Genomic DNA, 19,220 nt, shown 5'->3' with positions numbered 1-19,220 from the left:
ACGACAGAGAGCTCACCGACCTCGTCGGTGAGCTGTCCACCCGTAGCCCCGAGTTCCGTACCCGCTGGGCCAAGCACGACGTGCGCCTGCATCAGACCGGGGTCAAACGGCTGCACCACCCCGTCGTGGGGGACCTCGACCTGACCTACGAGGGCATGCAGCTCCTCTCCGATCCCGGCCTCGTGCTGTTCGTCTACACCGCCGAGCCGGGCTCGGCTTCACGACAAGGCCTCGACCTGCTCGCCACGTGGGCCGCCACCACCGAGCGCGAGGAACGTGCGGCGAGCCAGGAGCGCACGAGCCAGGGTCCGGGCGCACCCCGGGACCTGACCGCGACCTGACCGCGACCGAAGCCGCGCCACCGACCACCCGCCGCACAACCGTCTCGTCGTGCGGCCGTCCCTCCCACGAAAGGTTCCGCCATGCCCGTACAGATCCCCTCCGTCGTCCTCAACAACGGGGTCGAGATGCCGATCCTTGGATTCGGCGTCTTCCAGGTCTCCGCCGACGAGACCGAGCGCGTCGTCACCGACGCCCTTGCTGCGGGATACCGCCACCTCGACACGGCTGCCGCCTACGGCAACGAAGAGGCCGTAGGGCGCGCCATCAGGTCCAGCGGTATCGCGCGTGACGAGCTGTTCGTCACCACCAAGCTCTGGATCCACGACGGTGGCGAGGAGGGCACCAAGCGCGCGTTCGACACGTCCCTGGAGCTCCTCGGGCTCGACCGTCTGGATCTCTACCTGATCCACCAGCCCCTCGGTGACTACTACAGCTCCTGGCGGGCCATGCAGGAGCTCTACCGTCAGGGAGCCGTCCGAGCGATCGGCGTCTCGAACTTCTACCCCGACCGGCTCGTGGACCTCGTCGAGCACAACGAGATCACCCCGGCCGTGAACCAGATCGAGACCCACCCGTTCTTCCAGCGCGTCGACGACCAAGCCCTCCTGACCGAGCGCGGCGTACAGATCGAGTCCTGGGGCCCCCTCGCCGAAGGCAAGAACAACATCTTCAGCGACCCCGTCCTGACAGCCGTGGGTGCGGCGCACGGTAAGTCCGTGGCCCAGGTGACCCTGCGCTGGCTGATCCAGCGCAGTGTCGTCGCCATCCCCAAGTCGACGCGCCCCGAAAGGATGGCCGAGAACCTCGACATCTTCGACTTCGTGCTCAGCGACGACGAGATGGCACGCATCGCCACCCTCGACACCGGCACCAGCGTCGCGTTCGACCACCACGACCCCGCCATGGTCAGCCACCTCAACGCCACCTCGACCCGCTGATCGGGCCCGCCCACACCGCCCTCGCCTCGGGTCCTCACTGCCCGGGGCGAGGGCCCCAGCCGGGGCTCCGACGCTGCACCCAGCCCCGTCGCCGTCTTCAGGATCAGTCCGCGACAGGCCGTTCGACGACGGGTGACGCAGGCGTCTCGGGAAGGTCCTGGTTCATGGGGTGAAGATCTTCTCGGCGTGGTCGCGCTGGACGTGCAGGTCCCAGTACAGCGGGGAGATCTGGTCTGCGGAGGCGCTGGGTGTGCCCTCGGGGGCGCGGTCACCGATCCAGGCCCCGATGGCCACGTGCGCAGCCTGGATGCCCTCGGGTTCGAGCTCCTTGTGCAGGTTCAGCACCCAGGAGCGCAACGCGGCACCGGCCGTGTTGATGTCACCGAGCATCGGGGTGGGGTCCACCGATCCGGCCCCCGTGGTGAACAGCAGCGTGCCCGCGCCGGCTTCCCGCATCGCGGGCAGCACCACGCCGACCGCCGTGATCGCACCGTAGACGAGGTATCGCATCTGCAGGTCGACATCGGCGGCGGTGAGCCTGCTGGGCGTCAGGAACTTCGGCTCGGGTCCGCCCGGCGAGTACTCGAGCACGTCGATCCCCCCGAAGTGCTCGGCGGCGGCCTCCAGCGCGCCGGTGAGCGACTCGGTGTCCAGGACGTCAGCCACGAAGCCTCGGGCAGAGACTCCTTCGGCAGCCAGGTCGGCGACCCGGGCGTCGAGACTGCTCCGACTCCGGGAGAGCAGGGCGACGTCGAAACCGTGAGAGCCGAAGGTGCGTGCAATGGCCAGGCCCATGCCGGGCCCTGCGCCGACGACAGCGATAGTAGGCAAGAAGACTCCTTGAGAAGACGGCCTCGTCCACGGTGGTACGAGGCACAGCGGTTACTAGCCGTTCCTTGGTAACTTTGGATAACTAGACCGCCGCGGTCAAGAAGGCACCTTGAGGTGCCGTGGTTCTCCGGAGGTAACGATGCAGGTCAGTGACGAGGTCGACCCGATCTGCGGGCCGGGCGCGGAGCGGGCACGGGAGGTCCTCGACCTGGTCTCGGACAAGTGGTCCCTGTACGTCGTCGCCGCACTGGGGCACGGACCCCTACGGTTCAACGAGGCCCGCCGAGTCGTGAGCGGGATCAGCCAGCGCATGCTCACGGTGACCCTGCGCCGCCTCGCACGCGACGGTCTCGTCAGACGCACCGTCGTCCCGACGGTTCCCCCACAGGTCACCTACACGCTGACCGAGACCGGGCACACGCTGCGTCGGGCGGTCCGGCCGTTGATCGAGTGGGCCTTCGCCACCGTCGACGACATCGACGCTGCTCGCACTACCTATGACTCTCAGCCATGAGCGCCGCCCCGCGGCTTGCCTAGGACTGCCCGGCACGTCGGCCAGAGAACGGCCTGCTCGCCGCGCATCACCGCCCCGGAACACCCCGGATCCGATGGAGAGCCCTTGGCCAACGCCAGGACCCACGCTGTCCACGAGACCAGCTCACGGGACCCGGCGGTGTTTCGAAAGGGATTGACGGCGGCTTATCCAGCACCGGACGTGGGCCGAGATGGTGGCGTAGCTGTCGCGACATGAGCGCGACCGGTCGGCGCAGAAGGTCGCGGTGCGGCTGCGCCGCGAGCATCCAGATGAGCCGAGCGCGTGGGCGGCGTCTGTTGCCACAGCCCCTGCTCAGCGTGGCCCACCCACTGCCATGAAGTCGTGCGACATCTTCTGGATGCCGATTGTTGCGAGGAATTCGAGCTTGTTCTCGGATTCGCTGCCGGGCTCGGCTGTATACATCATGATCCGGAGGTCATGGCGTTGGGTGGTGAGGATGTCGCAGTCCAGGTCAAGGGCGCCGACCTCGGAGTGGACAACTCTCCTGATGCTTGGCCCGTGCTCGTCGATCTCGTGACTCTCCCAGAGGTCGCGAAACTGGCCGCTCCTCTCGGCTAGGCGCGATACGAACTGCCGCAGCCGAGGGTCGTCGGGATAGCGTCCTGCACTGCGGCGCAGGTCTCCGACCAGAGAAGCGTCAAGGTCTTCTGGGGCCCCGGGACCATGGAGATGGCAATCCGATGCGCCGGTGAAGTGAAGCCACAGAAGATTGCGGTCCGCTTCCCGCAACGCGGAGGGATCACCCATCAGGGCTGCCCACAACGGGTTCCAGAGCAGGAGGTTCCACATCGCGTCGAAGACGGCGACGGGACGTTCGCCGGTGCGCTCGACCAGCCGACGAACGCTCGCGGGCACCATGCGGCTGATGCGTCCGCCACCCGTGGCATGGCCAGCCAGGCGGTACAGGTGCTCCTGTTCCGTGTCGCTGAGCTGCAGAGAGTGGGCGATCGCGACACAGACCTGCACCGAAGGAGCCGAAGAGCGCCCCTGCTCCAAGCGCACGATGTAGTCCACGGACACGTTCGCCAGCACGGCCAGCTCTTCGCGCCGCAGACCTGAGGTGCGCCGGACTGAGTTGGTCGGCAGACCTACCATCTGCGGGGACAGGCGCCCGCGCCACGCTCTCAGCAACGCAGCCAGCTCACCTTGTGCTTCCATGCTCACCATTTTCGCAGCGAGCCCTGTGAAGAGCCTGGTACCCCCGCTCCCAGGATGTGCCGTCCCTGGTCTGCCCCCAGGACGCGCCGTACGTTGATGATGACCACCGGGGCAACCTTCGCTGCCATGAGTAGAAGTCATGAGCAGGCCCAGTCCCTGATGGTCAGGAATACCCATATCCACAATTCCAGTCGTCAGAAGGAATCTACCCATGATTGTCGTCACAGGAGCCACCGGCCAGCTCGGGCACCAGGTCATCAACCACCTGCTGAACCGTGTGCCAGCCGACCAGATCATCGCCGTCGACCGCGAGCCCTCCCGAGTGGAAGAAATGGTCAACCTCGGCGTCCAGGTCCGGTTCGCCGACTACAACGAGCCACAGACTCTGCGGACAGCCTTCGCGGGTGCCGACAAGGTCCTCCTCATTTCCTCCCCCTCAGGCCCGGACGCCACGCGCGTCGCCCAGCATCAAGGTGCGATCCTTGCTGCCGTGGCGTGCGAGATCGAACTTCTCGCCTACACCTCAGTCACCCATGCCCCCACCAACACGATGGGGCTGGCGCCCGTCCACCGGGCGACCGAACGAGCAATCGCCGCTTCCGGGGTACCGGCAGTCATCCTGCGCAACGGCTGGTATGCCGAGAACCACACTGCGGGGATCAAGAACGCCCTCACGTACGGCGCACTCGCCGGTAGTGCAGGCACCGGCCGGATGGCCTCAGCCAGCCGCGCGGACCTTGCCGAGGCGGCGGCCATCGTCCTGACCCTCGATGACCAGGCCGGGAAGACCTACGACCTCACCGGCGACACCACGTGGACCTTGTCCGACCTGGCCACCGAAGCCGCAGCACAGACGGGAACCCCTCTGGCCTACACAGACCTCCCCGCCGAGGAGTACCGACAGGTCCTCGAACAGGCCGGGCTCCCCGGACACATCGTCGACCTCGTCGTCGATGCCGATGTGGCAATCTCCCACGGCACGCTGGACTACGTCACGGACGACCTGAGCACGCTCCTGGGACGCCCCACCACTCCGATGCCCGCCACCGTCGCACTTGCCCTGAAGTCCTAACCGCCCTCTTTGAAGTCGCCCGCGCGCGACGTCGTTGTCGGCGCGGGCGCAGGCTGTGGTGCGGGTGGACAAGGGCTCCGACGGGCGCCTACGCGTCTCCCTGCGCCACCTGGACGAAGAGCTCTCCACCTACGACGTCCCCGCCCACACGTTCGACCGTGTCGCCAAGCTCGTGCCCGGCGAGGTCGTCGACGTCGAGATCGACCTGCTCCCCGTGGGCCTGGCGTTCCACCCCGGCGAACAGCTGCGTCTCGTCGTCAGCGGACGCTCGCTCTTGGGCACCATGATGCCCGGCAACCGCGAGTACACCTCCACCGTCAACGCGGGCAAGCACGTCGTCCACACCGGCGGCCACCGGCCTTCCTACCTCCAGCTCCCGGTCCTGACCGCGTGACTCCACGTCCGCCCTCCTCAGCTTCGGGCGAGGTGGGCGGACGCCCGGGGTACGCCGCGAAGTGCGACACTTACCGCCGGGTGGTGCGTTGGTGGGTTGAGACCGCCACCGTTCGTCAGGCACCACCACCGCGGCCGCGACACGCCGAAAGTACATGTCGCGCAACGAGTGCCCGAAAACCCTCGGTGTCGCAGAACGCGGCCTAGGGGGTTCTCGCTACGGTCACGCCGGCCGGCCCCGCGGCGACGTCGTGAAGGGCGAAGGTCGCAAACCCGAGCTCGCGTCGTGCGCCGCTCAGCCAAGCGTCGCGGTTCTCCCGTGCGGCAGCGAGCGCCTGGCTGCGATCCTCGGTCGTCGGGGCCCGCCGTACGGCCCAGTCGACGAGCGACCCGGTCCAGCTGAACTGGTAGTCGTCCCACTCGGCCAACGTGCTGACGTGCCCGAACGACGGCTCAAAACCGTGCTCATGGAAGGCTCGCACAAGGCCGGCGAGGTCGGGATAGGCGTCGGCAGAGACCTCGAGCGCTGCCAGCGCAGAAGCCGACGGGGTGCTCTCCCAGATGCTGTCGCCCACCAGCGCTTGGCCGCCGGGGCGCAGGTGTCGCCGGACGGCGCCCAGCATGTCCGCCAGCCCACCGAAGGCGTGGCTCGCGCCGACGCACAGCACCACGTCGAACTCCCCGTCGTTCCAGGCGGGGGCATCCGTCTCGATCCAGCGCACCCGGTCGCTCAACCCACGCTCGGCGGAACGCCGGGCGGCAGTGGTAGGGAGCATGTGGTCAATTCCCACGCCGGTGATCCCGGGATGGTCGAGCAGCAGGTGCTGCAACCACTCGCCCTCGCCGCAGCCGAGGTCAACGGCGCGGGCCCCGTCGCTCGGGCTCAGCCAGCCGATCAGTTCGCGAAGCCGCTCGGGCGCCACCGGCGCCGCGATCGGATGTCGCTGGTGGGCGATGTCGAAGATCTCAGAGCGCTCCATCGCAGCAACGCTACAGGTGAGGCGCTCGGCCCAGACCCGAGTGGCCACGAGGGTACGTGTCCTACCCGAGGTCGGTGACGACGTCGAGGGCTATCAGAAGGACCTCGAGAACCTCGAGGTTGCCCCACTCCGGGGCGCAGCCCAACGCAGTCCAGCCCAGATCGACGGCCGCCACCCCGACAAGCGCGCCTTCCCGCAGCAACGCGGAAACGCTCACGGCATCTCCGGCGCCCGAGACCGCCACCGCTTGTCGGGCACATCTGTGTGTGCTCGAGTCGTCAGCATGAAACCCCAGCCCACTCACCTCGCCCGGCGGTCAGCGAAACTCGCGACCTTCGCGTCATGCCTGACCTCAGCCGTCGCAGCCGCGCTTCCTGTCGCGCTCCACGCGAGGAGGCGATGGGTCTGGGTCAGCGAGCCTCTCTGCCGAGCACACCTGAAACGAGAAGCTGCACGAGGACGGTGGCGTCGTACCGGGTGTCGTTCGCGGCACCGATGCAGAGGTTGCCGATGCCCTTGAGCATGTTGTAGGCATCAACGGGCTGAGCTTTGCCGGCAGACTCGAGCGCCGCCTCAAGGAGGGTGCCACACACCGGGACGAGACGGCCGACGAAGTAGGAATGCAGAGCGTCGGACCCAGCACCGTCTCCCTGCAGTGCGCCGGCGAGCCCGTGCTTGGTGACGAGAAACTCCACGAACAGGGCAACCCATGCCCGCAGCGCCGCTTCAGGCGTCGCGCTCTCCGAGAGCAATCGTGGGCCTGCTTCTGCACACGCCTCGACCTGGTGCCGGTACACCGCCACCACGAGCTCGGGTCGCGTCGGAAAGTGACGGTAGATCGTCCCTACACCGACGCCGGCCTTCGCTGCGATCTCCCGCACCGGAGCGTCGACCCCCGAGGTCACGAACACTGCTGCCGCCGCGTCGAGCAGCACCTGCTGATCTCGACGCGGACGACCCGCTTGCTGGGATCGCACACCGTGCGACTGTTCCCTCTCGGCGTCAGCCATGGCCCCATCCTCACACATCCGCTCGCCTGCGCTTGCGTTACGGAGCATCGTTCCGTAACGTTCCGGAACGTTGCTCCGATAACCAGTATCGCAGAGCACAGCTCCTCGGAGAGGAACTTCTCATGACTGCATCAATCGTCAGCACGCTGGACCGCATCATCGGTGCCGGCAGCCCGGTCGTCTCTGTGGCTCCGGTCGCACTCTCTGCCCCGGACCGACCCGTCCCGCTGGAGGTGCGCGTCTCGGCGCCAGCGACTGGCACAGACCTGCCCGTAGTGGTGTTCTCCCACGGCAACGGATGGAACCTCGACGGTTACGCGCCGCTCACCGCGTTCTGGGCCTCTCGAGGGTTCGTCGTGATTCAGCCCACGCACCTCGACTCTCGTCGGAACGGCTTCGGGTTCGACCACCCCGTCTTCCCGACGATCTGGACCGAGCGGATCGTGGATCTCACACGCATCCTCGACCAGCTCGACACCATCGAGGCCGCCGTCCCCGGGCTTGCCGGGCGCGTCGACCGCAGCCGCGTTGCCGCCACGGGTCACTCCTGGGGCGGGCAGACGGCACAAACGCTCCTGGGAGCGCGGACCTTCGACGAAGCGGGCCAGGTCGGCCAAGACATGTCAGACGGCCGGGTCACCGCTGGCATCCTCTTCGCCACGACCGGTCTTGGCGGCGATGACCTGCACCCGTTCGCGCAGGCGAACTTCCCGTTCATGCGCCCCTCGTTCCAGGAGCTGACCACGCCAACCCTCGTCGTAGCGGGCGACCATGACCAGTCCAAGATGTCCAGCCGCGGACCTGACTGGTTCACCGACGCCTACACGCACAGCCCCGGCGCCACCGACCTGCTCACCTTCTACGGCGCCGAGCACGCCCTCGGCGGGATCGTCGGATACGAGGTCGCGGAGACCACTGACGAAGACCCTGAGCGGGTCGCCGTCATCCAGCGGATGAGCACCGCCTACCTTCGCACCGCTCTGCACGTCGACGAGAACAGCTGGCCCGCCGGTCGCGCCGTCTTCAGCGCCGGTTCCGATCCCATCGGGCGCGTCGACAGCAAGTAGGGGGCGAAGAGGTTCGGCTGCCACGCCACGCACCGGTGATCACTGGGCAGGAACCCGAGTGTGGCACTCGTCGACCTGACGAACTTGTGACTGCCGTACGGAAGGACCGCCCATGAGACCCCGGCGCCGCCGCCCTACGACGAGGCCCGACGCCGCCCGAGTGTTCACGGTCCGCCTTCAACCACGTCAGTTGTTGAAGGTAGGCGACGAACAGAGTCAGGTGTTCAAGGCCTGGCACTGGCTCGGTGACGAGGTGGAGACAGGCGCAGAGTGGGTGGGCGCACGTCTCGCCACCGCGGCGCCCGACGGGTTACCGGTTCTGGCCGTTCGACGGCGAGGCTCGCCCGCGCGAGAGGCACATGGAGCGCTCGCGCGGCACGGGCAGGCACGCGCCGTGGATCTGCCCAGGGTGCGGGACGCGGGCGGCGGAGCACTTGCCTCGACATCGGGCGTTGGTCGCCGACCGGGCTCGCGCCTGAGCTGCGGGCCCGTGTCGCCCACGCGGGGTGATCGCTCGTCGCCCGGGCCGTGCACCTCGACCACGTCCGGAAACGACGAGAGGCTAGGAATCGTTGCGATTCCTAGCCTCTCACTGTCGGGCTGACAGGATTTGAACCTGCGACCCCTTGCCCGATGGCCGATGGCACCTGACAACTTCCCAACTTCTCTGATCACTCTCTGACCTGCACGTTTACCGACGTCTTTTCTGACGCTCTCCGAGTAGACTGTCAGCATGGGACTTCGAACGAGGTGGTGGGAGCAGATTCTGGACACCTTTACGGCCCGCTGTCCAGGCTCGATCACGCGTCAATCGCTTTCGGCCTTCAGCCGAGATATGTGCCCGGCCTGGAAGTACTGAACCAAGGTGATCGCCGCGAAGGTTGCCGCTTCCGCCTCTGCGCCGCTCACTCCGAGAGGAACCTCTAAGTCATCGGTTCCGTGACGATCGAACTCGCTGCGCCACACCATTCCCATCAGGTGGTGGATCGTGTCGCGTGAGTCGTTGTGCGCGTCGCCGTCGAGTCGGACACGGAACTTCGAGCGGCCCGTACGAAGGTTGCTCATCAGCTTCCCGAGCGTCGCGGCGTCGTCGTCGGGGGCGAGCGTGCTCTTGCCCGCAGCCTCGATCGCCTTCACCGCATGCCAGTAGGCCACGCTCGGATCCGGGTGAAGGCCGTAGAGCCTGGTCCAGGCCTGCCGTAGGTGTTCTCCCGCCCGCCGTTGGGGCCCTGAGGCAGCCAGATGCGCCGCAGAGTCGGCCGTCGATCACACCTCCTGGCGGATGCCGTAGTAGCAACTACCGTTTTCGTCTGTACCGAGGACCGCGACACGCCAGACAGAGCGGGCGGCTCCGAAATAGTTGATCAACATCTGGCGACGCTCTACGGACTGGTCATCTACGCCACTGCCGAGCGCCCGCAGTGTGAAGTCAATGAAGTGCAGGAGGGTGGCTTGCCGGTCTTTCAGTTCCAGTTGATATAGCAGTGCGTGGGCTTCGTTCGTTGGCGCTCCGAGACGAGGCCCACTCGTCTTGAGGGCGTCATCGTTCTGCACTAGGAACGTCTTCAGGACGCCGTACGCCTCGCCACTCATCTGAGTTCGCGTGGGATAGAATAGTTCCAGCCAATCCCGCAGGAGTCTACGACCATGCTCGTTGAACGTCGTGCGCGGCTTGAGCCACTCGTCGATCGGGGTCCACCCCTCCCGAACTGGCAGCGGCAGCATCCAATCCGCAGCCGCCTGATGGTCGACCGTGCCGCTCTCGTCACTCATGCGAGGAAGGATACGCGGCAAAAGGAACGAGCAGCGCGACGCTAATCTCGCTTTCCCCGTGGCGGTTGCGGAGTCGCCTGGACTATCCGCACGTCCACTGCGCGGCGAGGTGCGAAGCAGTTCGCCCTAGTCGCACGCCAACAGGGGGCCTTATGTAACGATTCGGCAGGTCGAGCGTCAGGTGTGCGTTGATCGGTTGAGACCGCCGCCGTCTCTCGGGCATCGCCGAGGGAGGTTCTGCGGCATCAGTGTCGCCAGGTCCAGTTCTCGGGTAGGGCAAACTGGTCGAGATCGTCAACGCCGGACTGGTGCAGGATACCCTCGGCGAGGTCCACGGCCGCAGCACGCATCGTGGGCCGGTCACGCGGCGCGTCTAGAAGTGCATCAATCGAAGGAACCCTCGTGAGCGGCCGGGTCCACGACTGGATCTGGGCGGTCGTGTGTTCCCTGGCACCTGCCGACCGCGCCCAGATTGACTCAGTGTCACTAGGGTCGATGACGATGCTGGTCAGCATGCTCACGCCAGCGGCGATCCGCCGGGCAGTGAGCCGCGCATCCGCCATCACCACAGCCGAGGCGCAGACGAACTGCACGGACGTGGCGCCGTTAGCACTCCGCGCTTCCTCGCGGCCATACGCTCGGTGAATCGAGGCTACGGGAAAGGCCAAGACCGAGGACCCGTCGTCGTGGAGCTCGGCGCAGGTCCGTGCTTGCGAGCCCTCTCACAGGCTTCACGCACGGCATCGACGTCCGGTCGAGGGGCTCCGATCGGTTGGCTCACCAATGGGGTCGTGGCGACGACGGCCCAGCACCGCGTTTCCCTCTCGGGAATCCGAGACTGTCAGTCATCTCATGGGCCAGGTGCTCCAGCCGGACGAGCATGTTGCTCTGACGAGCGAATCGGTCGCGGCTAACGCGCTAGAGGTCTGGGGCGCAGGACTTGAACAAGTGGTCTGGCGTCGGGTGCGCCGTCTCCTTCGCCCACAAGCCTGCTACTAGGTAGCATCTGGTGTGCCCACCTTCGAGGACAACCTCTTCACTCGGTTCTCGCGCGAGAACCGGCCGTTATCACTGGCTCTGAACCACCGAGCCAAGGAATGCCTCCGCGTGCACCTCGTACCTTACTCCGAGGAGGAGAAGCGGACCCTGCCGGTCACCGACCTGGTAGCCGGGCTCGTCGCCAAGATCACCCTCGACCCGCCCGCACTTGGCGAGGGCGTCCGCCAGATCGGACACTCCACCGAAACGTCACGACCGCTCGTCGAGCGCGGCGCGAAGGGCCTGGTGCACATCTTCACTTTTGCGCTAGAGACCACCGGGGACGCCGAGTGGCTCGCGTACTGGCCGGACCAGGTCGCGCCCGGTGTGGACCCCGTGGACGCCGGTTTCAGCGACGACGTCCACGAGCAGATCCCGGCCGACGAATGGACCCCAGAGGCCGCGCTGACGAAGTGGGAGCAACGTCGCCTTGCCAGCCGGTGGAGCCTCCGCTCTGACGGTGAGACTCGCGTGCTAACAGTCCGCGTCGACGTGACCCCAGAAGACGTGCTAAGAGCGGCGGACTCCGATCAGATCAAGTCCAAGATCGTGCACGACTGGATCGACGAGATCCGACCTATCATCGACGCGATCTCAGCGCAGGTCAGGGATTTCAACACCATCACCCTACCAACCCTCTACACCGAGAGAATCACGGAACTCCAGCGGAACCTGCGTGGCTTCCACCGCATCTCGACGGAGATCGAAATCCCCTTCGAGCGCCTGTCGCAGCCCGAACTCACCGTCGAACCAGTCGACGGACCCGGTACTGAGCCGACGGTGACGGACGTGGTACTGGATGCTCACCGCCTGTCCAAGGCCTCATTCGAGGACGTCGTACGGACGATCCGCGTCTGGGGTAGTGGCGTGGAACGGTACCCGCGCCCCTACTCGCAATTCACCGAAGACATGCTCTCTGACACTCTTTGCGTGACGCTCAACGCAGCACTGCCGGGCGCCGACCGCGAGGTTTACCGCAAGGCAGGCAAGACCGACGTGACAGTCCGGGCAAACGCCGTCGACGAAGGGCTCGGCCCCGAGACGGTCTTCGTGTGCGAGAACAAGATTTGGGGCGGTAGGTCCGAAGTCCCCAGCAACGTCGACCAGCTCCGCGGCTACTTGGACGCCCGCGACACCGCCGCCGTGCTGCTGTACTGCGTCCGCATCAAGAACATGGACCACGCAAAGCGAGAAGCCCTCTCCGCACTCCGTGAGGTCAACGGCTTCGTGCGGGAGGTGGGGCACATCTCCGAGTGGCCGCTGCTACGCCTCGAGCGCGACGGTCGTGGGATCGACCTCCTCGTTGCCTTCGTGCACACCTACGACCAGAAGGCAGACGAAAAGAACCTGGGCTGAGCAACAAGGGCCCGGGCGCAAGGGCCATGAGCCGGGTTCGATACGGCGCCGAACCGCAAGTGGAGGTCATCGCATGGCGCGCTTGGCACACTTTCCGGGCAGAGGCACAGCTCCCGCTGGACACGACAGGTAGCGAACAGCATCATCCGTGCCTACTGGGAACTCCAATGCATGGCTCGCGCTGCCGACTATTCGGGGCCGGCGTCGCCGCTGCACCTTGCTTCAGTAGGTGTAGTCGTCTGGCACGTATTTGAAGAGCTCTTCCACGTAATCCTCGACTACCGCCAGCGTCTCGAGCTGGTCGTCAAGTATTGCGGCAAGCGCGGGGAAGTTCGTCTGCTCCTGGGTGTCCGGCAGCTGGTGCGCGTACCGGAACCTCATGCCCGTGCCGTCAGCCTCGTGCAGCAGGTCGATGGTCTCGACGACACTCGCCGGGAAGTCGGACGGCAGGCTGAGGGCCGCGAAGTGCTCTTGGACCTCCGCTAGAAGTGGCGCAAGTCGGTGCCCGTGCTCGAATCGCAACCGCTGCTGCACGTTCGCCGGTTCCAGGTCGGCGGTGGAGGGCTCGCGATACCGTCGTCGGACACCGGCGAGGTATGCGGCGAGGTGCTTGAGACGTAGCTCATACGCATGCCGGTACAGCATCAGGAACGGCATCAGGATCGTGTCGTCTTCGGGCCTGCCGCTGAACGTCGAGGCCAACCGCCTAGCCGCCTCATGGTAGGCGTAGGCATAGTCACTCACCTCCTGGTACGGGTAGCGCACGACCATGTCGCCGTACATCGACGACGGGAACGATGCGAGCAGACGGACCGGCTGCTTCGCTTCATCGTCCTGCCCTGCCAGCAGCTCCGCGTTATCCATGCGGAGACCCTAGCGCGCACTGGCTCCAGCGATGCGGCTTCTAGCTGTACCCGGCCAGGAGGTGGTGGCTGCGTGCCTGGTTGAACGAACGAGAACCTCCGAGTGGGATGGACCTACCGGCAGGCCTGCACCTTCCAACGACGAACGCATTGCCGCTCTTGCGCACTGGATCGAGTACTACAAACAATGAACACGCTCAGCGGACGACCGCCAATCGGCCGACTGCAACCAACGTGATGGCCGGGTACACCTAGTAACACAAGGGTGTCGGCGATACCGTCGACGGGATCGGGTCGGGAGACTTGCGGCTTAAACAACCCAGACGGCTATCGCGCCCATGTCGAGCAAGTCATGCATCGCGATCTCATCTCTAGTGCTGACGAAACGCAGTCAGGTTCGCCTACAGTCACGATAGGGGCCGCTACAACTTCACCGAGTATGCTCCGGGCGGACTTCACATACCCCCCGACACTAAGGCTGAAGTCTCATGAGGCACGGCCGTCCGCGGTGGTGATGATGGGCACGTCGATGCGGTCTCGGGCGACGATGATCCCACCCTGGATGACGTAGCACTCCAAAGCACGCCTTATTGCCAGCGGCGTTTGGTGAAGCAGATGTCCGCCTGCTTCTCGTATGTCTTGTGGGTGTACGCCACTCGTCCGAAGGCCTCGCGAACCTGGGCAAGCAGGAAGCTGTCGCGGCCGGCGGTCGCGGCATCCTCGTCGGTCATCTCGCTCCGATCGCTCATGAACAGTCGAGTACACGCAACCAGCGAGTGCACCCGATCTGAGTATGGCGCCGACCTCCGACATTGAGGAGCGGGTACGTCACTGCGATGGGGATCCCGTCGGCCATTATGCCGCTCAGCGGCGATCGGCTCCTGGATAGGGCTTTGGCATGGTGCTTGCCGCTGTCTTGATGTAGTGCGATCCTCGACGCCCAACGACTCATCGATGCAGGCGAACCAACTTCCCGTGGCGCCCTCGAGCCCGGCATGTCACGGGCCACACTCTACCGACGCATCGCCGCCCTCTCCGCAACCCGAAGCCCACCCTCTCCCCTAGCGCTTTGGCGCCAACCATCAGGAGCTACTCAACCCCGGAATGCAGACATGCCGGAGCCCACTAGCACCGATTCCGTGCTCCTCTGGCTGCCCGTGTCTTCACGGACAAAATGCGGGACAAATACTGCTTGCGACAACCTTGGCGTCCTACGCCAGCATCCACGCACAACGAGACCTGCCCAAACGTCGCGCAGCAGGACCCCGGCTACGGTCGAGGGCGCCACCAGCCTGGGCACACTCCAAGATCATGCGTGCAAACGGCGCATGAGACCGCATCCGGGCCGACGGTCAAGAAGCCTACTTTGGCGCCGCGACATGGTTGGCGGGGACCTCCTTGCGGCAGGAGGCACAGTACCGGTACCGCAGATCCCGGACGTCACCCCGACACGACGCAGACCTGATCGCGACCGTTCTCTCAGGTCCAGTCGGGTAGACGAGGCCAGGCCCGACCGCTGAGGACATCAGGAGAACCCGGACGCCCGACCACAACATGTTGTCCCCGCCCGCACGTCAGGCACTAGGTGTAGTGTCTTCACCAAAGATAGCAGCCGCGTAGTTCCAGCGATGTTCTTCTGCGACCGGCATGGCGTGCCGCCTCGCACCGACAGTCTTGACGAAGGGCAATCATCGATGACTCCCATCACCACGGCAGGGCCGCGCTTCGACCTCGACCGAATGCTCCGCAGCGGTCTGGCCGAGCTGGACATCACGGAAGCCGAGCACGAACTCGTCGTGCGCCGCTACAGCGAGCTCGGCGAGGTCCTCGACGAACTGTGGTCGTCGACACGAGGTGACAACAAGGTGTTCTCCCAGGGCTCGTTCAGGCTCGGAACAGTCGTGCGCAACGTCCACCGCAACGACGACATCGACATCGACATCGTGGCGATGCGAGACATCGGGATGGCGTCGATCACGCAGGAGTCGCTGAAGGCCGAGGTCGGTGACGCCGTCCGGCGCTACTCGCGCCGCGTGATCAGCGGCGGTCCGACCGTCGAAGAGAGCTCGCGCTGCTGGACTCTCACGTGGCCTGGCATGCATATGGACGTCCTCCCCGCCGTTCCCGCCACGGACGGCGGCCCCCACGGGCTGCGGATCACGGACAGGACCGTCCGGCACTGGCTCCCGTCGAATCCCGTGGGCTACGCGAACTGGTTCCACGCCCGCGCAGCAGCAGGGCTGACCGCCAGTGGCGCCCTCGAGGAGAAGCGCTTGGAGATTGAGGCTGTCCCGGAGTGGGACTACCGTTCGGCGCTCCAACGGGCGGTCCAGGCGCTCAAGCGCCACCGGGACGTCTACTTTGGCGGTCGCTCGCACCAGCGGCCGTCGTCGATCGTGCTGACTACGCTGGCAGCGCACGCGTACACGGGCGGCAACGACCTCTACGATGTCGTGCGGCGACTGGTCCCGGAGATGGGCGAGCACCTCCTCTACGTCGACGACAGCTGGGTGCTCTCGAACCCCGCACAGCCTGACGAGAACTTCGTGGACTCGTGGGCCGAGGAGCCGAACCGGTCTGGTCACTTCTTCGAGTGGCTCCGCGCAGCAGCGGCCGACTTCGCCGGTCTCGAGACCAAGTCTGGGCTCAACGAGACCCTTCCCGCCCTTGGGGCTGCGTTCGGTCAGCGCTTCGAGAGGGGCGCCAGTCGAGGTCTTGCCGCACAGATTGGCAGCGCACGCGCTAAGGGCGAGCTCCTCCTCACCGCCGGTGGACTGAGCATCGCAAACAGCACGCCGCACATCCAACCTACTGTCGTCCGGGACCACGGGTTTGCCGGTGGCGCCCGTTAGGACGAGCCTCGCCGTCCAGGCGCTGTGGCTCCAGCGGGCGTTCCCGGAAGGTACCGTCCGACTTCAACCGAGTGCGCTCGTCTGGCGTGCCCATGTCCGACCGCTGCCGTCCGCGGGAACCTACCTTCTCGAGCTCCGGGCCGACGGGAGAACCGCTCCTAGCATCCGTGTCATAGACCCAGACCTCGTTCCGGACAACCACGGGCGCATCCCGCACGTCTACGAGGACGGGAGCATCTGCGTCGCGCAGGCTGGCGACTGGCGCCGCTCCATGCTGTTCGTGCGGACGGTCGTCCCGTGGGCCTTGGAGTGGCTCGTCTTCTACGAGATGTGGCTCGCCACAGGCATCTGGATGGGCGACGGCGACGACCGGATGGACGAAGCTTCCCAGGCCGCGATCCTCCATCCGTACTCCTTGTCGTACGCCGACCGCGAATCAACCCAGCCCAGAAAGGACTCGGCATGAGCGCCGAATCGCCCAGCACCGGTCCGAGCACCGACGCCGACGCCACAGCCCTCGATTTCCGGGTGCGCGCGGACAGCGAGCTCCAGACGCTGCAGGAGGACTTGCTATGGACCGAGAAGGCTCACTTCGCACGTGCGGAGACCCTCTCCCGCGTGAACTTCTGGATCGGGCTGGTCGGGACCGTGTCGGCAGCAACCGCCGTCGGAGCGATCGTCACCGAGCGCTCACCGCTGATCGCCAGTCTCGCCGCCCTCGCCGCCGCGATCGCCTCGGGGCTGCTGACCTTCCTCAAGCCGCCGGACCTCGAGAAGCGGCATCTCGATGCCGGACGTCGGCTCGGCGCACTACGCGTGCGCGTCCGGCAGGCGATCCGCTTCGACGTGCCGCCGGGGTCGAGCACACCCACTCACGAGTTGAGGGCACTCGCGCGCACCTTTGCCGACGAGAAGGCCGAGATCGACGCAGACTCGCCGGCAACATCAGGTCGCGCCTTCAGTGCTGCGCGCAAGAAGATCGAGGCCGGACACTTCGAGCACGCTGACGGCACACCATCGGCTCGACCTGCAGCGCCAGCACCACGTCAGAGCCGCTAGCGTCGCGGGCGTAGACCCTGGGTACCCCCAGCGCCCACCGATCCCTTCCCTAGCCACGACGACGATCTCGAATGACTGGCGCCAGTGCTGGGCGATACGGTCCTGGGAGAGGCCGTAGCGCACCTCGAGTCCACGACCTCGCCCGCGCCCCAGTCGGCTACGACAGCACGAAGTCGATCAAGACGTCAGGTCCATGCCGCGTCAAGCTTCTGCCTCAGAGTGGTCGTTCGCCTGTTCGGTCACCAGTTGCTGCAGCACGCCGAGGACGTCAGGGACGGTGTGGACGCGTTCGATGTAGTGCTTTGCAGCGACAGCCTCCGTGTTCCCCAACACGGACGCAGCGACTCCTACGTCGTACCCGTGGGCTTTGAGAGTGGTGGCGACGGTCGCGCGCAGCATGTGCGGGTGGACGGTCCGCGGGTCGATGCCAGCGGCCTCGAGCGCCGCCCTGAGGGAGCGTCTTGCGTTGTTGCTCTGCCAGTAGGTGCCGGTCCGTGTGACGAACACCGGTGCCTGCGGATCGACCTGCTCTGGTCGGATGGAGCGGAGCGCGTCTGCTGTGAACGGCGGGACAATGATCGTGCGCATGCCCGTGTCGGACTTCGTCACGTCCTGCCTGATCTCCCTGTTGTTCACTGTCGTCATGGTGGCGACGATGGTCACGGTCGAGACGCCGCCCTCCTCGTGGTCGGCGAGGTGGACCTCTGACCAGTGCAGGGCCAGGGCTTCCCCGATCCGGCATCCGGAGCCGAGCAGCAGGTCGATGAGGACGGGAAGGTAGGGCGAGGGCGGGGGCCCGGACCGCGCCTTCTTCTCGCTGCGGTGGCTGCGCACTGCATCGCGCAGCGCGCCGATCTCCGGCACCGTGAGCGCTCGCGGGTGCACCTTTCTCCGTGGTGGAGACGTGGTCGCGGTGATGGGGTTGTATCCGGAGATGGCGCCCATCCGGATGGCGTAGTCCAGGATCTGCTTGACGATGGAGCGGCACTTGCGCCGCTTGTCCACCAGGGTGTGTTGTGCGCCAGCTTCTGCACCGATCGAGGCGAGCCAGCGTTCCAGTCGTGGTGTGGTGAGCTCGTTGAGACTCAGGGCGCCGATGGCGGGCACGATGTCCGCCTTGAGGGTGCGCATGTCCTTCTCGACGGACTGCACGCGCACTCGCCCTCCTTCGGTCTGGGCTTCCAGGAGCCGCGCGGAGATCCAGAGCCTGGCCGCGGTCTCGAAGCGGGAGCCAACGGTGAGCTCGGAGTCGGTGTATCCGCCGTAGATCTCGTGCTTGGACCTCCACAAGGCGACCGCGCTCTCGGAGGTGTCACCGGTGGCTCGGATACGTCGGACGCGTCCGTCACTGCCGCGCCCGCGCGCGTCGACCACCCACCGTCCGTTGGGGGTCTCCTGGGGGTTCAGGGCTCCGTGCGCACCGATCTCGCGGCGGGGCCGGCCACCTCTGATCGTCGTCACGCGGACCTCCAGAACGCATCGTCGAGATCCTGGGCGGAGCTCGCGTTGGTCGGCAAGGCCGATGCGATCGGTTGCGCTGACTGGTCTGGTTCGACGCGCTTCTCGAGCCACTCCTCGACGTCGTCGGGCCGGAACCGTAGCGAGCATCCGACCCTCAACGCCTTGGGGCCACGCCTCTCAGCATGCCAACGGAACACGGTGCGGTGCGACACCCCGAGGTGTGTCGCCAGGTCGTCGACGCTCCAGAGGGGGCGGTCGAGTCGGGTGCGGGGCTGGTTGGTGTGTGTGTCATCCATGACGTCTCTGTACGCGGGGTTCCACGCTGCTCTGTCCCTCCATACTCGCGTGGGGAGCAGGTTCCTGGACAGACCGAGGAGGTTTTTGGACAGACAGACGACGAAAAGCCCAGGTCAGGAGGCTGAAAAACACCTCCTGACCTGGGCATACTGTCGGGCTGACAGGATTTGAACC

21 protein-coding genes and 1 pseudogene are annotated in these 19,220 nt (G+C 66.2%); 10 read left to right on the top strand and 12 right to left on the bottom strand.

Annotation, left to right across the window (positions count from 1 at the left end; all coding sequences use genetic code 11):
- Together ACFWFR_RS08485 and ACFWFR_RS08480 are read left to right on the top strand one after the other, a co-directional pair.
- Positions 1–341, top strand: a pseudogene (locus ACFWFR_RS08485) (transcriptional regulator); the annotation flags it as partial.
- Between the two features lie 81 nt (positions 342–422).
- Positions 423–1,280 carry an aldo/keto reductase gene (locus ACFWFR_RS08480; protein WP_377622410.1) on the top strand — a complete coding sequence of 286 codons (858 nt, stop codon included), beginning with the start codon at positions 423–425 and terminating at the stop codon, positions 1,278–1,280.
- A 162-nt stretch (positions 1,281–1,442) separates the two neighbouring features.
- Here ACFWFR_RS08480 and ACFWFR_RS08475 read toward each other — a convergent pair whose 3' ends face one another.
- On the bottom strand, positions 1,443–2,111 hold the full coding sequence (locus ACFWFR_RS08475; RefSeq protein WP_377622408.1) for an SDR family NAD(P)-dependent oxidoreductase: 669 nt from the start codon (positions 2,109–2,111) through the stop codon (positions 1,443–1,445).
- Positions 2,112–2,250: 139 nt separating this feature from the next.
- On the opposite strand from ACFWFR_RS08475, the gene ACFWFR_RS08470 reads away from it, so the two are divergent.
- Entirely contained in the window at positions 2,251–2,625 is a 375-nt protein-coding gene (locus ACFWFR_RS08470; RefSeq protein ID WP_377622406.1) for a winged helix-turn-helix transcriptional regulator, read from the top strand.
- A 333-nt stretch (positions 2,626–2,958) separates the two neighbouring features.
- On the opposite strand, the gene ACFWFR_RS08465 is transcribed toward ACFWFR_RS08470, so the two are convergent.
- Positions 2,959–3,825 carry a helix-turn-helix transcriptional regulator gene (locus tag ACFWFR_RS08465; protein WP_377622404.1) on the bottom strand — a complete coding sequence of 289 codons (867 nt, stop codon included), beginning with the start codon at positions 3,823–3,825 and terminating at the stop codon, positions 2,959–2,961.
- Between the two features lie 211 nt (positions 3,826–4,036).
- Here ACFWFR_RS08465 and ACFWFR_RS08460 point away from each other — a divergent pair, with 211 nt between their 5' ends.
- Both ACFWFR_RS08460 and ACFWFR_RS08455 read left to right on the top strand, forming a co-directional pair.
- Complete coding sequence (locus ACFWFR_RS08460) at positions 4,037–4,897, top strand: SDR family oxidoreductase (protein WP_377622402.1); 861 nt, start codon at positions 4,037–4,039, stop codon at positions 4,895–4,897.
- Between the two features lie 64 nt (positions 4,898–4,961).
- On the top strand, positions 4,962–5,291 hold the full coding sequence (locus ACFWFR_RS08455) for a CocE/NonD family hydrolase C-terminal non-catalytic domain-containing protein (protein WP_377622400.1): 330 nt from the start codon (positions 4,962–4,964) through the stop codon (positions 5,289–5,291).
- 202 nt (positions 5,292–5,493) lie between these two features.
- Here ACFWFR_RS08455 and ACFWFR_RS08450 read toward each other — a convergent pair whose 3' ends face one another.
- From ACFWFR_RS08450 to ACFWFR_RS08440, 3 genes are all read right to left on the bottom strand, one after another.
- Positions 5,494–6,270, bottom strand: a complete 777-nt coding sequence (locus ACFWFR_RS08450) for an SAM-dependent methyltransferase (protein ID WP_377622398.1) — start codon at positions 6,268–6,270, stop codon at positions 5,494–5,496.
- Positions 6,271–6,331: 61 nt separating this feature from the next.
- On the bottom strand, positions 6,332–6,487 hold the full coding sequence (locus ACFWFR_RS08445) for a hypothetical protein (protein ID WP_377617711.1): 156 nt from the start codon (positions 6,485–6,487) through the stop codon (positions 6,332–6,334).
- Between the two features lie 193 nt (positions 6,488–6,680).
- Positions 6,681–7,280 (bottom strand): TetR/AcrR family transcriptional regulator, encoded by a 600-nt coding sequence (locus ACFWFR_RS08440; RefSeq protein WP_377622396.1) that lies wholly within the window; start codon positions 7,278–7,280, stop codon positions 6,681–6,683.
- Between the two features lie 122 nt (positions 7,281–7,402).
- Between ACFWFR_RS08440 and ACFWFR_RS08435 the strand changes: the two genes are divergently transcribed.
- Positions 7,403–8,347: an alpha/beta hydrolase family protein gene (locus ACFWFR_RS08435; RefSeq protein ID WP_377622412.1), complete on the top strand. Its 945-nt coding sequence runs from the start codon at positions 7,403–7,405 to the stop codon at positions 8,345–8,347.
- Between the two features lie 807 nt (positions 8,348–9,154).
- Here the strand turns inward: ACFWFR_RS08435 and ACFWFR_RS08430 are convergent.
- The 3 genes from ACFWFR_RS08430 to ACFWFR_RS08420 all read right to left on the bottom strand — a co-directional run bounded on the left by ACFWFR_RS08430 (position 9,155) and on the right by ACFWFR_RS08420 (position 10,713).
- On the bottom strand, positions 9,155–9,502 hold the full coding sequence (locus tag ACFWFR_RS08430) for a hypothetical protein (protein ID WP_377622395.1): 348 nt from the start codon (positions 9,500–9,502) through the stop codon (positions 9,155–9,157).
- A 111-nt stretch (positions 9,503–9,613) separates the two neighbouring features.
- The gene (locus ACFWFR_RS08425; protein ID WP_377622394.1) at positions 9,614–10,120 is read right to left on the bottom strand and encodes a hypothetical protein; all 507 of its coding nucleotides are present in this window, start codon (positions 10,118–10,120) and stop codon (positions 9,614–9,616) included.
- Between the two features lie 245 nt (positions 10,121–10,365).
- Entirely contained in the window at positions 10,366–10,713 is a 348-nt protein-coding gene (locus ACFWFR_RS08420; protein WP_377622392.1) for a hypothetical protein, read from the bottom strand.
- Positions 10,714–11,131: 418 nt separating this feature from the next.
- Between ACFWFR_RS08420 and ACFWFR_RS08415 the strand changes: the two genes are divergently transcribed.
- Positions 11,132–12,514, top strand: a complete 1,383-nt coding sequence (locus ACFWFR_RS08415) for a hypothetical protein (RefSeq protein ID WP_377622390.1) — start codon at positions 11,132–11,134, stop codon at positions 12,512–12,514.
- Between the two features lie 222 nt (positions 12,515–12,736).
- On the opposite strand, the gene ACFWFR_RS08410 is transcribed toward ACFWFR_RS08415, so the two are convergent.
- Both ACFWFR_RS08410 and ACFWFR_RS08405 read right to left on the bottom strand, forming a co-directional pair.
- A complete protein-coding gene (locus ACFWFR_RS08410) occupies positions 12,737–13,378 on the bottom strand; it encodes a hypothetical protein (protein ID WP_377622388.1) in 642 nt (213 codons plus the stop codon).
- 586 nt (positions 13,379–13,964) lie between these two features.
- Positions 13,965–14,126, bottom strand: coding sequence for a hypothetical protein (locus ACFWFR_RS08405; protein WP_377622386.1), 162 nt, complete (start codon positions 14,124–14,126; stop codon positions 13,965–13,967).
- Between the two features lie 945 nt (positions 14,127–15,071).
- Between ACFWFR_RS08405 and ACFWFR_RS08400 the strand changes: the two genes are divergently transcribed.
- Genes ACFWFR_RS08400 through ACFWFR_RS08390 form a run of 3 tightly spaced genes read left to right on the top strand, consistent with a single transcriptional unit; the run spans position 15,072 to position 17,288 of the window.
- A complete protein-coding gene (locus ACFWFR_RS08400) occupies positions 15,072–16,229 on the top strand; it encodes a nucleotidyltransferase (RefSeq protein WP_377622385.1) in 1,158 nt (385 codons plus the stop codon).
- On the top strand, positions 16,216–16,695 hold the full coding sequence (locus ACFWFR_RS08395; protein WP_377622383.1) for a hypothetical protein: 480 nt from the start codon (positions 16,216–16,218) through the stop codon (positions 16,693–16,695). The genes ACFWFR_RS08400 and ACFWFR_RS08395 overlap by 14 nt, the downstream gene beginning before the upstream one ends.
- Positions 16,692–17,288, top strand: coding sequence for an SLATT domain-containing protein (locus ACFWFR_RS08390; protein WP_377622381.1), 597 nt, complete (start codon positions 16,692–16,694; stop codon positions 17,286–17,288). The genes ACFWFR_RS08395 and ACFWFR_RS08390 overlap by 4 nt, the downstream gene beginning before the upstream one ends.
- A 201-nt stretch (positions 17,289–17,489) precedes the next feature.
- Here the strand turns inward: ACFWFR_RS08390 and ACFWFR_RS08385 are convergent, their stop codons facing one another.
- Together ACFWFR_RS08385 and ACFWFR_RS08380 are read right to left on the bottom strand one after the other, a co-directional pair.
- Positions 17,490–18,749, bottom strand: a complete 1,260-nt coding sequence (locus tag ACFWFR_RS08385) for a tyrosine-type recombinase/integrase (protein ID WP_377622379.1) — start codon at positions 18,747–18,749, stop codon at positions 17,490–17,492.
- Positions 18,746–19,045 carry a helix-turn-helix transcriptional regulator gene (locus ACFWFR_RS08380; protein WP_377622377.1) on the bottom strand — a complete coding sequence of 100 codons (300 nt, stop codon included), beginning with the start codon at positions 19,043–19,045 and terminating at the stop codon, positions 18,746–18,748. The genes ACFWFR_RS08385 and ACFWFR_RS08380 overlap by 4 nt, the downstream gene beginning before the upstream one ends.
- Positions 19,046–19,220 lie beyond the last annotated feature (175 nt).

This window comes from Oerskovia sp. NPDC060287, from assembly GCF_042726775.1.
Lineage (GTDB): Bacteria > Actinomycetota > Actinomycetes > Actinomycetales > Cellulomonadaceae > Oerskovia > Oerskovia merdavium.
The sequence above is the reverse complement of the archived record's forward strand: the minus strand, read 5'-3'. Positions and strand labels throughout refer to the sequence as shown.